Origin of the sequence: Pontibacter burrus, assembly GCF_010686685.1 — a bacterium.
Taxonomy (GTDB): Bacteria; Bacteroidota; Bacteroidia; order Cytophagales; family Hymenobacteraceae; genus Pontibacter; species Pontibacter burrus.
This window is the reverse complement of sequence record NZ_JAAGWD010000002.1, coordinates 408,297-421,708: the sequence shown is the minus strand read 5'-3', so window position 1 is coordinate 421,708 and position 13,412 is coordinate 408,297. Positions and strand designations below refer to the sequence as shown.

General features: G+C 46.8%; 14 protein-coding genes. 3 read left to right on the top strand and 11 right to left on the bottom strand.

Translation table 11 applies throughout. The features are described 5' to 3' along the window. Nucleotides 1-29 precede the first annotated feature (29 nt). Genes GXP69_RS06540 through mraZ form a run of 5 tightly spaced genes read right to left on the bottom strand, consistent with a single transcriptional unit; the run spans nt 30 to nt 5,436 of the window. Entirely contained in the window at nt 30-1,493 is a 1,464-nt protein-coding gene (locus tag GXP69_RS06540) for a UDP-N-acetylmuramoyl-L-alanyl-D-glutamate--2,6-diaminopimelate ligase (protein WP_163913615.1), read from the bottom strand. Continuing rightward, nucleotides 1,493-3,592, bottom strand: coding sequence for a penicillin-binding protein (locus tag GXP69_RS06535; RefSeq protein ID WP_163913613.1), 2,100 nt, complete (start codon nt 3,590-3,592; stop codon nt 1,493-1,495). Before GXP69_RS06535 ends, GXP69_RS06540 begins: the two co-directional genes overlap by 1 nt. Continuing rightward, nucleotides 3,582-4,013, bottom strand: a complete 432-nt coding sequence (locus tag GXP69_RS06530; protein ID WP_163913611.1) for an FtsL-like putative cell division protein — start codon at nt 4,011-4,013, stop codon at nt 3,582-3,584. Before GXP69_RS06530 ends, GXP69_RS06535 begins: the two co-directional genes overlap by 11 nt. Nucleotides 4,014-4,054: 41 nt before the next feature. Further along, complete coding sequence (gene rsmH, locus GXP69_RS06525) at nt 4,055-4,969, bottom strand: 16S rRNA (cytosine(1402)-N(4))-methyltransferase RsmH (protein WP_163913609.1); 915 nt, start codon at nt 4,967-4,969, stop codon at nt 4,055-4,057. Next, nucleotides 4,969-5,436 carry a division/cell wall cluster transcriptional repressor MraZ gene (gene mraZ, locus GXP69_RS06520; protein WP_163913607.1) on the bottom strand — a complete coding sequence of 156 codons (468 nt, stop codon included), beginning with the start codon at nt 5,434-5,436 and terminating at the stop codon, nt 4,969-4,971. Before mraZ ends, rsmH begins: the two co-directional genes overlap by 1 nt. A gap of 354 nt (nt 5,437-5,790) precedes the next feature. On the opposite strand from mraZ, the gene GXP69_RS06515 reads away from it, so the two are divergent. The 3 genes from GXP69_RS06515 to GXP69_RS06505 all read left to right on the top strand — a co-directional run bounded on the left by GXP69_RS06515 (nt 5,791) and on the right by GXP69_RS06505 (nt 8,847). Further along, the gene (locus GXP69_RS06515) at nt 5,791-6,186 is read left to right on the top strand and encodes a hypothetical protein (protein WP_163913605.1); all 396 of its coding nucleotides are present in this window, start codon (nt 5,791-5,793) and stop codon (nt 6,184-6,186) included. Nucleotides 6,187-6,265: 79 nt separating this feature from the next. After that, nucleotides 6,266-8,470: a TonB-dependent receptor plug domain-containing protein gene (locus GXP69_RS06510; protein ID WP_163913603.1), complete on the top strand. Its 2,205-nt coding sequence runs from the start codon at nt 6,266-6,268 to the stop codon at nt 8,468-8,470. Nucleotides 8,471-8,496: 26 nt separating this feature from the next. Continuing rightward, entirely contained in the window at nt 8,497-8,847 is a 351-nt protein-coding gene (locus GXP69_RS06505) for a heavy-metal-associated domain-containing protein (protein WP_163913601.1), read from the top strand. A 56-nt stretch (nt 8,848-8,903) separates the two neighbouring features. Here GXP69_RS06505 and GXP69_RS06500 read toward each other — a convergent pair whose 3' ends face one another. The 6 genes from GXP69_RS06500 to GXP69_RS06475 form a co-directional block, all read right to left on the bottom strand. Next, entirely contained in the window at nt 8,904-9,500 is a 597-nt protein-coding gene (locus GXP69_RS06500) for a hypothetical protein (protein ID WP_163913599.1), read from the bottom strand. A gap of 126 nt (nt 9,501-9,626) precedes the next feature. Next, entirely contained in the window at nt 9,627-10,316 is a 690-nt protein-coding gene (locus GXP69_RS06495) for a fatty acid desaturase (protein ID WP_163913597.1), read from the bottom strand. A gap of 98 nt (nt 10,317-10,414) precedes the next feature. Continuing rightward, nucleotides 10,415-11,260: a 4-hydroxy-3-methylbut-2-enyl diphosphate reductase gene (locus tag GXP69_RS06490; RefSeq protein ID WP_163913595.1), complete on the bottom strand. Its 846-nt coding sequence runs from the start codon at nt 11,258-11,260 to the stop codon at nt 10,415-10,417. 7 nt (nt 11,261-11,267) lie between these two features. Beyond that, nucleotides 11,268-11,966, bottom strand: a complete 699-nt coding sequence (locus tag GXP69_RS06485) for a lycopene cyclase domain-containing protein (RefSeq protein ID WP_163913593.1) — start codon at nt 11,964-11,966, stop codon at nt 11,268-11,270. A 71-nt stretch (nt 11,967-12,037) separates the two neighbouring features. After that, nucleotides 12,038-12,571, bottom strand: a complete 534-nt coding sequence (locus GXP69_RS06480) for a hypothetical protein (RefSeq protein ID WP_163913592.1) — start codon at nt 12,569-12,571, stop codon at nt 12,038-12,040. Further along, nucleotides 12,572-13,405, bottom strand: coding sequence for a phytoene/squalene synthase family protein (locus GXP69_RS06475; RefSeq protein ID WP_163913590.1), 834 nt, complete (start codon nt 13,403-13,405; stop codon nt 12,572-12,574). Nucleotides 13,406-13,412 lie beyond the last annotated feature (7 nt).

Here is a 13,412-nt window from a genome sequence, read left to right as displayed (position 1 = left end):
TTACTCTTGGCTAAAAGTTTTAATATGATTTATTTACCCAGTTGCTGAAAAGTTTCCTGCAGCACCTGCTTGTCATCAAAAGGATATTTTACTCCCTGTATTTCCTGGTAAGTTTCGTGGCCTTTGCCAGCTACCAGCACAATGTCGTTGGATTCTGCCAGCATACAAGCTGTTTTTATAGCTTCTTTCCTGTCCAGCACCGATAGCGTTTTCTTATAGTCCAGCGGCTTTACTCCTTTCTGCATATCGGCCAGTATCATTTGTGGCTCCTCAAAGCGCGGATTGTCTGAGGTCAGAATTACCTTATCGCTCAGGCGGCAAGCTATATCAGCCATAACAGGTCGCTTGGCTGCATCACGGTTTCCGCCACAACCAACTATAGTTATCACTTTCTGCAGTGGCGTTCTGATCTGCTGAATGGTGTTAAGCACATTTTCAAGCGCATCCGGGGTATGTGCATAGTCAACTATACCGGTTATCTGCGTGTCCGACACTACATAATCAAAACGGCCGGCAGCAGAATCGAGGGCAGAAAGTACTGTTAGTGTCTCGGTTGGATCTTCGCCCAGCAACACAGCCACGCCATAAGCACCTAGGAGGTTATAAGCGTTAAAGTCTCCTATCAGTTTGCACCAGATCTCGTTTCCATCAATCTCCAGATGCAGCCCCTGAATGGTATTGTCGATGATGCGTGCCTTAAACTCTGTGGCTTTGCGAAGCGAGAACTCATGTACACTGGCTTTAGTGTTCTGCACCATTACAGCACCACGCTTATCATCAGCGTTTACCAATGCAAAAGCACCTTTTGGCAACATGTCAAAGAAAGATTTCTTTGCCTTGATGTACTCATCGAAGCTGCCATGGTAGTCCAGGTGGTCGTGGGTAATGTTGGTAAAAACACCACCCGCAAAGGTTAAACCGGCCACACGCTGCTGCACCATGGCATGCGAGCTTACTTCCATAAAGCAATGCGTACAGCCTGCCTGCACCATCTTGGAAAGCAACTCATTCAGTGTTACCGCATCGGGTGTAGTATGTGTCGCAGGAATAACTTCCTCGTCTATCTGGTTCTGCACTGTAGAAAGCAGGCCAACGTGGTAGCCCAGTTCTCTGAAAAGCTTATGCAAAAGCGTTACAGAGGTGGTTTTACCATTAGTACCCGTCACGCCAACCAACTGTAATTTGGCCGATGGGTTTCCATAAAAGGTTGAGGCCATCTGCCCCAGCGCTTCAGCACTGTCTTTAACTATAACGTAGGTTAATCCCTCTTGTATCTCAGCCGGAAGCTCTTCACAAACTATAGCAACAGCATTTGCCTCGGTGGCCCTGGCTATATATGCATGCCCATCGGCCTGCACGCCACGCACAGCCACAAACAACACCCCAGCCTGTACTTTTCGTGAGTCAAAAGTGATACTCTCGACCTGCACATCAAGCGGCCCCTGGGTGTTTAGCACCTGCACATTTCGTAATATATCCTGCAGCAAAGCCATTAGCTTAATACAATCGTTATCTGTTTTACTTTATTTATTTGCGTACCAGCCTCCAGAGACTGTTTTTGTACGCGTTTGCCTACCCCCTGCACATTTACCTTCAGTTGCTGATTTCCCAGTATGAACAAGGCATCGCGCAACGTCAGACCAGTCACATCAGGCACTTTGCCTTCCATCACCGGGTTAGGCACAAAATCCAGTGAACGGGCATTTGTCTTTACCTTTACCCACTCTTCGTCGTTGGTTTTCGGATGGCTGCTTATACCCAATCGGTTGCAGATTGTGGAGAGGTCATCCAGGCTACCGGCGGTTACCTGTGGAAGTGTATATTTTTCCGGGGTAACGCGGGCGTGCAGCGGCTTATGCATCTCCAGGTCGCGGGCATACGCTTTATCAGCCAGTTCCTTAAATACAGGTGCTGCCACATCCGAGCCATACACATTTACACCCTGTGGACTGTCAATGATCACGATGCAGCTGTATTTCGGATTATCAGCCGGAAAGTAGCCTGCAAATGATGTGGAGTATTCACGTACATATTTCCCGTCTTTTACTTTACGGGCCGTACCTGTTTTACCTGCTATTTTATATTCTGCACTCCTGATACTCCTGGCCGTTCCATGCTCCACCACGCCTTCCAGCATAGTTTTTACTTTCTTCAGGGTCTCATCGGAGCATACCTTCTCTACCAGCGTGCGGGTCTTAAAGCTTTGAATTACTTTATCTGATTTGCGGATTTCCTTTACAATGATCGGCTGTATCTTTTTCCCATTGTTGGCCACTGCATTATAGTAAGCCAGGGTTTGTAGAGGCGAAAGCTTTGTCTCATAACCAATTGACATGGAGGTAAGCGTAGTACCGTACCAGGCTCTGTCCTGCGGGCTCTTAATAAACGGGCGTGCCTCGCCTTCCATCTGAAAGCCAAGTGTATTGCCTAGACCAAACTTATCCAGGTAATCCACAAAGGCCTGCTGGTTGTTGCTGAAATGCGCTTCCATCAGCTTTGCAATACCAATGTTGGAAGATTTTTCGAACACTTCCTGCACCGTAATTTTGCCATAACCGCCATGCTTGGCATCCGTCATGTAGGTATTTTTGATCTTATACCGGCCGTTTCCGGTGTCGATGGTATCCGTTAAATTCACTCCCGGCGACTGCTCAAACAAAGCCATCATCGAAGCCAGCTTAAACGTAGAACCCGGCTCCGTACGGCCCTGCGCCCCAACTGCATAGTTATAGTCTTCAATGTAACCGCCTTTGGTTTTCCCGAGGTTAGCCATTGCTTTTATCTCGCCGGTCTTAACTTCCATCAGAATCACCGTTCCATAGGCCGCATCTGTTTTCTCAAGTGCCTTGTATAAGGCATTCTCGGCCACGTCCTGCAGGTTGATATCTATAGTTGTTTTGATATCAAGGCCATTCTGCGGCTCTATCTCGGTGCCGTCGTAAATAGGTTTGCTACCACCCGCTATACGCTCAAAAAGTGCTTCGCCATCGGTACCAGACAGGTTGTTGTTGAAGCTATATTCCAGACCGGCGCCGTTCTTATCTTCGTTTATAAAGCCAATGGTTCGCTCAGCAAGCAAACCAAATGGCTTAAAGCGTTTCTCAACTTTCTCAAAAATCACCCCGCCTTTGTTTTTACCTTCCCGGAAGATCGGCCAGCCCGACATCCTTTTTTTATCCTGATAGTTGATCTGGCGGCTATTCAGACGGATGTATTGACGCCCAGCCAGGCGTGCATTTTTAATTTTACGTCGATAGTAATCTTCTGAGCGGTCTCCGTAAAAACGGGAAAGCAGCATAGCCAGCGAGTCTATGCCGGAATTAAAAGCTTTGGTTTCGGCTATAGTTGGGTCGAAGGCAACGCGGTAAAATGGCAGCGAGGTCGCCAGAATGCTTTCATTATCAGAGTAGATATTGCCGCGGGTGGCAAATACCGGCTTATAGAAGATGCGGCGCTCGTTGGAAATAGCTTTCCATTTCTCTCCATCCACAAATTGGATCATGCAGATCTTGTACACAATAGCGCACGCAAAAACACAGATAACCAGATAGGCTAACCGCACACGTATCACTATGGACTTTTTAATATTCATCTGCCGGCACTATAACCTGATATGGTGGAGTTGAACTTTCTTCCAGGCCAAGCGGCGCAACATTACGGGCCACTTCCGACTGCTTGCTGGCACCCATGTAATCCGACTTCAAGGTGGTATAGTCGGCACGCAGGTCTTCTGTCTCTATCTTAACCTTATCTATTTTGCGGATAGTTTTGGTAGCATAGTGGTTGTTGCCAATGTAGAACAACGTCAGCAGCGTAAGAAATAAAATGCGGGGAAGGTATTTTAGCGGAACGCCCTCTTCAAAAAGAGCATCAACATTGGTGTATTTACTCAGCAACCCAAAGATACTGAAACCTTTACGTCTTTTTGGCTTTGGAGCCTCCTGTTCTGGCTTCGGACGCACCGTGTTTGCTTTCGGTGCGCTTGGTCTCTTAGTCATAAGGTTAGAAGCCATAGTTACTCTTTTACAAATTTGCAGCCTTTCAGGCCAGGGGTTTAATCATCAAGTTCTCTTTTCTCTGCTATTCTAAGCTTTGCGCTTCTAGAGCGACTGTTAATCAGTAATTCCTCTTCTGAGGGCACTATCGGTTTGCGGCTTACCGCATCTAATGGTTTTATTTCGTTTCCGAAAAGGTCTTTCTCTACCTCCCCGAAGAATTTACCCTTCGCAATAAAATTCTTCACCATCCTATCCTCCAGCGAGTGGTAAGAGATTACCGAGAGCCGCCCACCGGGCTTCAGCACTTCGGCTGCCTGCACCAGCATCTCTTCCAGGGCTTTCATCTCGTCATTCACTTCGATGCGGAGCGCCTGGAAAACCTGGGCCAGGTACTTATTCTCTTTCCCTTTTGGCGTACAGGAGCGTATTGCCTGCTTAAAATCGTTTATCGTTTCAATGGGCCTGCGCGAGCGCTGCTCAACTATAGTTCGGGCCAGCGTTTTGGCGTTTTTCACTTCGCCATAGATTCCGAAAATGCGGTGCAACTGCTCTTCGCTATAGTTTGCCACCACATCAGCCGCAGACTCGCCATGCTCATAGTTCATGCGCATATCCAGCGGACCGTCAAAGCGGGTAGAAAAACCACGGCTACCTTCGTTAAACTGATGCGACGAAACACCCAGGTCAGCCAGAATGCCATCGACCTGCCTTACACCATACAGGCGCAGGTACTTTTTCAGGTCGCGGAAGTTGGCACGCACAAACTGAAAGTTCGGTCCCTCCAGTTTCTTGCTTTGCTCTTCGGCATCCTTATCCTGATCGAAACTATACAGCTTACCGGTTGTAAGCTTACTAACTATAAGTGCGGAGTGTCCGCCACCACCAAAGGTCACATCCACATACACACCGTCCGGTTTTATCGCAAGCGCATCAACCGATTCTTCTAACATTACTGGGCGATGGTATTCCATTACAGCAACGGCTCCTTTTCTTCTTTATCTCCCAAGAACTTCTGCGCCAGCTGCGAGAAATTCTGCTGATCCTTAATCAGGAACTCGTCATACTTCTCCGGGTTCCAGATCTCGACACGGTTGCCCAGGCCTACAACTATAGCTTCCTTATCCAGGTCGGCAAAGCGAGCCATTGTTTTCGGAACTATAAAACGGCCAGCACTATCCAGCTCAATCTCAGTGTTGCCACGGAAAAAGTTACGCTGAAAGTGACGGTACTCCTCGTTAAACTCATTAAGGCCAGCTACCTTATCGTAGATCACTTTCCATTCTGCCTTCGGATACAACACCAGGCAAGGCTCAAAACCACGCATCAGCACCACATGATTGCCAGACGCCTCCGGCAGGTTGGCTTTTATCTTCGCAGGTAAAACCAACCTTCCCTTCGGATCGATCTTGCATTCAAATTCGCCTGACAGGAAGTTCATGTCTTTTATAAGGGTTTCGTCCGCGTGGTTCTCGGAGTATACAAATGTAATGATTCAAGCATACTCCACAACCACAATCTCCCACTTTTTACCACTTTGTGGATAAATTATGGTAATCCACACCACTTATCCACATTATCCACATACCTATCAACTCCAAATGAGCATAACTATATTTTAATTTTTGAATATAATCTACTATAATACGAGGCAACCAGTAGTCAACACAATGACTATCAATTAGTTACGAAAAAGCTGAGTTTTACAGGCAAAGTGGAGCGGATTTCCACATGAAAAGTGGATGAAAGTGGGGCAAGTGGAAGAAAGTGGCAGAGATTACGTATCTTTGTGCTGATGAACAACCTAATCCGGCATGGCATACTGTTGCTGCTGGCGCTAACTATAGCGCTGGGATCGGTAGGCATTGCCCTGGGCCAGCAACTCTGCCAGATGGTAATGGTGCAGAGCGCCAGCACCGAAATAAAAGGTTGCTGCTCTGAATCAGAAACTTCCGGCACGGAAGATGATTGCTGCAAGCTGGAAGTTACCTACAAAAAGCTAGACCTGATCTCAACTGCAAAAGCGGATTTCCTGAACAAACTATATGTTATAGTTCCGCCTATAGTTCCTCAACCGCTATACAACCTTCCTGCCCCAACTATAGCGGCACAGGTTCTCTCTTATTCCGATAGTTCGCCACCACTAAGCGGGCGCACCATATTGCTCCTGAAACGCAGCCTGCAGGTATAAACCTGGTTTTACACTTTAATAGTTGCCCCGACGGCAGCTGTTGCTCCCTTGTGTTCAAACTTTCAGGTTTATATTTCCCATGAAATCCCATTTCAGAAACTATAGTTTTTATTTACTGCCCTTGCTGCTGTTTATAGTTGCAGCTATTCCTGCGGCAGCGCAGCAGCTTACAGGCCAGGTTACCGATGCTGCTAACCCGGGCCAGCCCATTATCGGTGCCAGCATAGCCTGGAAAGGCACCACACACGCCACTACAACCAATGCGAATGGCAATTTCACACTTACTTTCCCGGATTCCCTAACCTCCGAGATTGTAGTGAGCTATGTGGGCTATGTGCAGCAAATAATAAATGTGGCCGGCAAGCAGTCGGTTATAGTTACCCTGCAGCCTAACAGCAATTTAAAGGAAGTGGTAGTAGAAGGCCAACAAACACGCTACTCAGCACTTACCACCACCAATTCTCAGATCATCACCACCCGCGACCTGGAAAAATCGGCATGCTGCAACCTGGCGGAGAGTTTTGAGACGAATGCTTCTGTAGAGGTCTCCACTACCGATGCCGTTTCCGGAGCCAAACAGATACAGATGTTGGGGCTGGATGGCGCTTACACCCTGCTAACCACTGATAACGTGCCAGCGCTACAGGGCCTGGCTACTCCATTCAGGCTTAATTATTTATCGGGCACTTTTATAGAGTCGATTGACATCATAAAAGGTATGGGTTCTGTGCTGAATGGCTATGAGTCGATTTCAGGACAGGTGAATGTGAAACTGAAAGACCCGGAGAAAGCAGAGCGCCTGTATGTAAACCTGTATGGCAACAGCCAGGCTAAGTTCGATGCCAATGTGAATATTGGGGTGCAAGTAAACAAGCAGTGGTCTACTGCCCTGCTGCTACATACCGCGCAACTGCACCACCGCTCCGACCGCAACAACGATGGTTTTATGGATCTGCCGCTGAACAGCCAGTACAACGTGTACAACAAATGGAAATACAGCAACGGCAACTGGGTGTCGGAGTTTGGAGTGAACGCGCTACGAGAAGACCGCTTGGGCGGGCAAATGGATTTTGAGAAAGGATCTGAACTATACTATGGCACCACATCCGAGACGGAGCGCATCTCAGGCTACAATAAAACATCCTACACTTTTGATGGCAAGCCTTACCAGAGCATCGGGTTAATCAGTTCAGCATCCCATCATGAATTCGACTCGAAATATGGCAGACGGGAGTACGATGGCAGCCAACAGAATGCAAACCTCCGGTTGATTTTCCAATCCATCATCGGGCACACAGGCCATACTTACAAAGCCGGCTTGAGCTATACTTATGATGATGTTGAGGAAGAACTGGCAGGAGCAGTATTTAAGCGCACCGAACATGTACCAGGCGCTTTCCTGGAGTACATCTACAACAATCTTAGCAACTTAACTATAGTTGCTGGTGGCCGCGCCGATTTTCATAACCTGTACGGCACTGTTTTCTCCCCTCGCCTGAATGTGAAGTTCGATGCAACCCAGAATACCATCTTCAGACTGGCCGCCGGTAAAGGCTTTAGAGTGGCCAACCCGATTGCCGAGAACACTGCCAGCCTGGTAAGCTCCCGCAACTTTGTGTTTACAGAACAGCTGCAGCCAGAAGAAGCCTGGAACATTGGTGGCTCATTTACCCAATATTTCGAACTGGGCGGCAGACCTGGCGCCTTTATCACAGACTACTACTATACCACATTCCGGAACCAGGTAGTAGCCGATATGTACTCCACTCCTAACCAGGTGAGATTTTACAACCTGGATGGCAGATCATTTGCAAGCAGCTTTCAGGCAGAACTGCAGTACGAGGTGCTGAAAGGTTTTGATGTAAAAGCAGCTTACAAGTACTACGATGTGCAGGCAACCTACAACGGCGACCTGCGCCGTAAACCAATGATACCGGAACACCGCTTTTTTGTGAATCTGGGCTTTGCCACACCGTTTGATAAATGGCGCGCTGACCTTACTACCCAGTATTTCGGTATAATGCCGCTGGCGCATGCCGGCACCCACCACAGTGCGGAGCTAGCCGAAAAATCGGATGCATTTTTTGTGGTGAACGGCCAAATATCGCGTGCATTCAAACGTTGGGAACTATACAGCGGCGTAGAGAATTTACTAAATTACAGGCAACCGTCGCCTATAGTTGGTGCCTCTAACCCGTTTGGCCCTGATTTTGATGCCAGCATGGTATGGGGCCCGATTGCTGGCAGAGTGATATATGCCGGCCTTAGATTCAGAATAAATTAAACCTAACTATAATCTCAAACTAAAACATGAACAAGTTAAAAGTACTCCTGCTCTCCATGGTGCTTGCACTGGTAAGTATCGTTGCAACACAAGCGCAGAATAACAACCAGCAGACCATCAAGATCAAAACTTCGGCTGTATGCGACATGTGCAAAACTACACTGGAGAAGGCAATGGCCTACGAAAAAGGTGTTAAGTCATCTTCTTTGGATGTTGACTCCAAAATGCTGACCGTAACTTTTGATGCCCGTAAAACGGATGCAAACAAGATTAAAAAGGCCGTAACGGCGGTAGGATATGATGCTGATGAATTACCTGCTCAGGATCGCGCATATAACAAGCTGGATGATTGCTGCAAAAAAGGCGCACATCAGTAAGCCAACTATAAAATAAAAAAGGGAGCCCTGGAGCTCCCTTTTTTATTTGTCTTGTTCTAAAACTTAAAGCCGACATGCAGGCCTATTGCAAAGACCGGCGTGCCGCTGGAGTAGTAAAAGTAATCGATACGGCCGCCAACTATACCGCTGCGCAGAAAACTGAAGTCGTTTTCCAAGAAGCCGTTAAAGCCGACGTCCGATGTTTTGATGTGCACCACAGAGCCATCCACAGTTCCCTGGTCTTCGGGCTCAGAGTTAATTTCGTTCCGACGGCGTGCTGTGCCGCCTGCTCCCAGACGCAGCGTTACCATTTCGTTGCTGATCACATCAAAACCGGCTTCCAGGGTACCCATGTAAAAGGTGTTCTTGATGGAGAAGATCTGCTTTCCTTCATCATAGCGGGAGGCTGTCAGCATGCCTACATTTAAGCCAAGCGAGAAACGCTCTCCAAAGTAATGCCCGAACTTGTTGCTGAACATCAGGCCCTGGCTGTCATAGTCTGATAGCCAGACAAAGCTAATGCCTGCTTTAAAGTTATTGGGGTCTTTATTGGCTCCGTTCTGAAAGCGATCGTAGCCATTGGCAAAACTATTACTGCCCGAAAAAAGGCACAGCAACAGCAAAAGAACTATAGTTAGTTTAGATAAACGCATAGGGATGCAGTAACAGGGTGAAGTGTGTATTGATGTAGAATTTATGAGAAAGTTCTACCCTATTACGCACACCCTTTAGCTACTGTTGCATGCAATAATTTAAAAACAAAATACAAATTCGCGTAACTATAGTTTGGCTTTGTAAAGCTGCCACCAAGGCAGGTAAGGCTTATCGTGGTGCTCGTAGTGATACCCGAAAAAGTAGCAGCTCACAAACGCCCACACATGGTTTTTAGACTGCGTTGTGGACTTATGCGGATTATCAGCAGTGTGCTCGCCGCGGTGAGGTTGGTACGTACCAAAATAGAAAAGCTGGAACGTAGCAACTATAGCTGGCAACATCCAGAACAGGATCACATTTTCTGTGGGGAAGAAAAGTTGCAGCACATTAAACGTTAACGCCATCAGCAGCAGTTGCCACCAGGTAATGTATTGTTTCAGGAAACTGAAATACCAGGGCCAGAAAGAACCATGATGGTAATCAGGATCCTGACTGGTGGCTACAAACTTATGGTGCTGATGGTGACGCGGCAGCAGTCGAGGATACCAGTTATAAGCAAAAAGTAGTGCAGTAACAGTACCTATCGTTTTATTTAACTTGGGTCTGCCGGGTGCAGCTACGCCATGCATGGCATCGTGTGCAGTTATAAATAACCCTGTGTATAAGTGCGTTTGCACCAGCATAAACATGTAAGTAAACGGAGAACTATAGTTTACCGGATAGGAAGTTAAGAGATAAGCCAACAAGCCGGCCCAGCAGACAACTATAGTTGCTGCAATCAGAATGCCGCGTATGTCTTTCCGCACAATTGCCATGTTGGTTTTGCTTTTAACGTATTTCGTATCAGGTAGCACTACGATCGTGATATGTATTGTTAATTCCGGAGCTGAATCTTACCAGAAGCAACTATAAACTATAGTTTCACGAGTTCATCACGCACCTGTTCCATCAGCCACATGGGTGTGGAGGTTGCCCCGCAAATGCCGACCGTATCACCTGTAGCAAACCACTCCGGCTGCAGTTCTTCAGCTTTGGAAATAAAATAGGTATTCGGGTTCGTGTTTTTACACACCTCGTACAGCACCCTGCCATTCGACGATTTGGTACCTGAAACAAAAATCACTTTATCGAATTTAGCAGCAAAGCTACGTAGCTCTTTATCCCTGTTCGAGACTTGGCGGCAAATGGTGTCGTTGGCATCTACTTCAAATCCTTTGGCCTCTAACTGATTTTTGATGTTATAGAAACTGTCGGTGCTTTTCGTTGTCTGGCTGTAGAGTGTAATTTTTGGTGGCAGCTCGTGTTGCAGCAGTTCTTCCATGTTCTCGAAAACTACGGCATTGTTGCTTGTCTGTCCTAGCAAACCGAGTACTTCTGCATGGCCGTGCTTGCCATAAATATAAATCTGCTCGCTCTTGTCGTAAGATGATTTGATACGGTTCTGCAGCTTGAGCACCACCGGGCAGCTGGCATCGATCAGGGTCAGGTTATTCTGCATCGCAACCTGGTAAGTCTCGGGAGGTTCGCCGTGTGCACGTATCAGTACGGCTTCGTGGTGCAGTTCACGCAACTGCTGATGATCTATAATGCGCAGGCCGCGCTGCTGCAGCCTCTCCACTTCCACATCGTTATGCACAATGTCGCCGAGGCAATACAGATAGCCCTGCTCCGCCAGTATGTCTTCTGCCATCTGGATGGCATACACTACTCCAAAGCAAAATCCGGAGTTGGCATCTATAGTTACGTTCAGGCGCTGCATATACAAGTTATACAACTGTGGGCTGATATTGTTTTATACTAAACCGTTGCCGTAACCCCTCATATACTGAAATAGTTAGCAGCAACATCAGCATCGAATACATGCTATCTTCTATTGGTATAGACACGATGCGCAGCCCGAGGTTGTAGTCGTTGTTATACCATACTACAGGCAGATAAGTGAGCACACCATTTACCAGTAAAAACGGCACCAGGTGCACTAAATAAGCCAGATAAAACCGTCCAAGATAGCGGGTATCAAAAAAGCGCAGGTGCACCAGGTGCAGGATAGCCAGTAGCATAAATGTAACGGAAGTGTACCAGCGCTCCATGTTAAAAACAGCTATAACCGGCAACACCATAATCAGCATAAAGGCAATACTTTTGGCATATGGCTGCAACAGATCTTTGGTGATATATGCGTTCAGCACATCGTAAATAAAAACGCAGGCATAAGGCACCGTTATAAAAAACAGCACTTCCTCTAATGGCAGGTTAGCAATGTAAATACCTGTCAGCCATTCATCGTTAAATCCCCACACTCCTTTCTCTGTGAACAGCGAATCCCAAACTATAAAGAACAAGCCGTTTACAACTATAGCCGGCAGCAGAGCAGGCCAGTTTCTATAGAACGAAACTTTCCTGTCGAACGACAGCAACAATGGAAACAGGATCGTGAAAATGTTCAGATACAGATAGATGTACACAGGTTTTTTAATTATGAATTAAAAATTAAAAATTATGAATAGGTGGCAGGTTGACACCTAATCATTAGTCATTATATTCTCAGATTCTGCAGCATTGCCTTTTCTTCGGGGGTGCAGCGGTCTTTAGCCACTAAAAAATCGCGCATAATACGCGCCAGCGATGGCTGCAATCCTGCAGTTTTGTAATCCTTCAGGCTTTCTATCACAATCGCTTTATCCTCCTCCAGGTTGTTGCTCTTCTTCAGGTAAGCCGGCACATGCGATTCCACTACAAAGCGCAGAAAACGGATCTCCGGATTCTGCTCATTCAGCGCTACAGCTTTTGAAAACAGGTCTGTAGCAGCATTCAGGTGCTTTAATTTGGAGTAAGGGTTCCAGACATATTTAGCCATTACAGCCTCGGATGCCGCTTTATAACCGAGCACCACTGCCTCTTTGCCAGTGTACTTCTCCATTTTTGCATAAAAGTCGCGGGCAGCATCTTCGTCCTTACTAGCAGCGAGGTACTCAGCACGCAACGCAGGCAGTTTATAGTTTGTAACATTAAGCCCTTGCGCCATAATAGCACAAAGCAGAAACAGGAAAAGTAAAGTAAATTTATTCATTCAGATCGCGTTTAACCGGTACCTTACATAAGAACTGACAAGCAAGGCCAGCTTTGTGTTATCAGGTACTCTTACGCGATTGCTTAGAATATGGGTTGCAGGTAGGTCCTGTAGCTTCCGGAATAGCTTCATGTAGTATTTGTATGCCAGGTACACGCCCAGCCTGGCTGAGCGGGGCAGCTGCATGATCCCTTTGTATGCATCCTCAAAGTCTTTGCAGATGTCTGCTTCTATTTCAGCTTTGCTGATGTTATCGAACTGCTTAAACTCTACTTTAGGAAAATAAACCCGACCACGCTCCAGGTAATCGCTCTGCATGTCGCGCAAAAAGTTTACTTTCTGAAAGGCGGCTCCCAAACTGCAGGCTGGTTTCTTCAGCTTTTCAAAAAGCTCATCATTGCCTTCGCAGAAAACTTTCAAACACATCAACCCTACTACTTCGGCTGAGCCATAAATATAATCGCCATACAGCTGGTGGTCGTACTGCTGCTCGTCCAGGTCCATTTCCATGCTTTTCAGAAAGGCCTCTATGTATACTAAATCGATTTTATACTCGTTTACCACGCTCTGGAACGCGTGCAGCACCGGGTTCAGGCTTATGCCTGTTTGTATGGCTTTATAGGTCTGTTCTTTAAACTCCTGCAACAACGCCTGTTTGTCATGTTCATGGAAGGTATCTACAATCTCGTCGGCACAACGCACAAAACCATAAATAGCATAGATCGGAAAATGGAATTTTGCGTCCAGCGTTTTGATACCTAAGGTAAACGAAGTGCTGTATGCCTCTGTAATTACTTTGCTACACTTCAGGCAGGTCTGTTTAAATAAATCCATAGTTTTA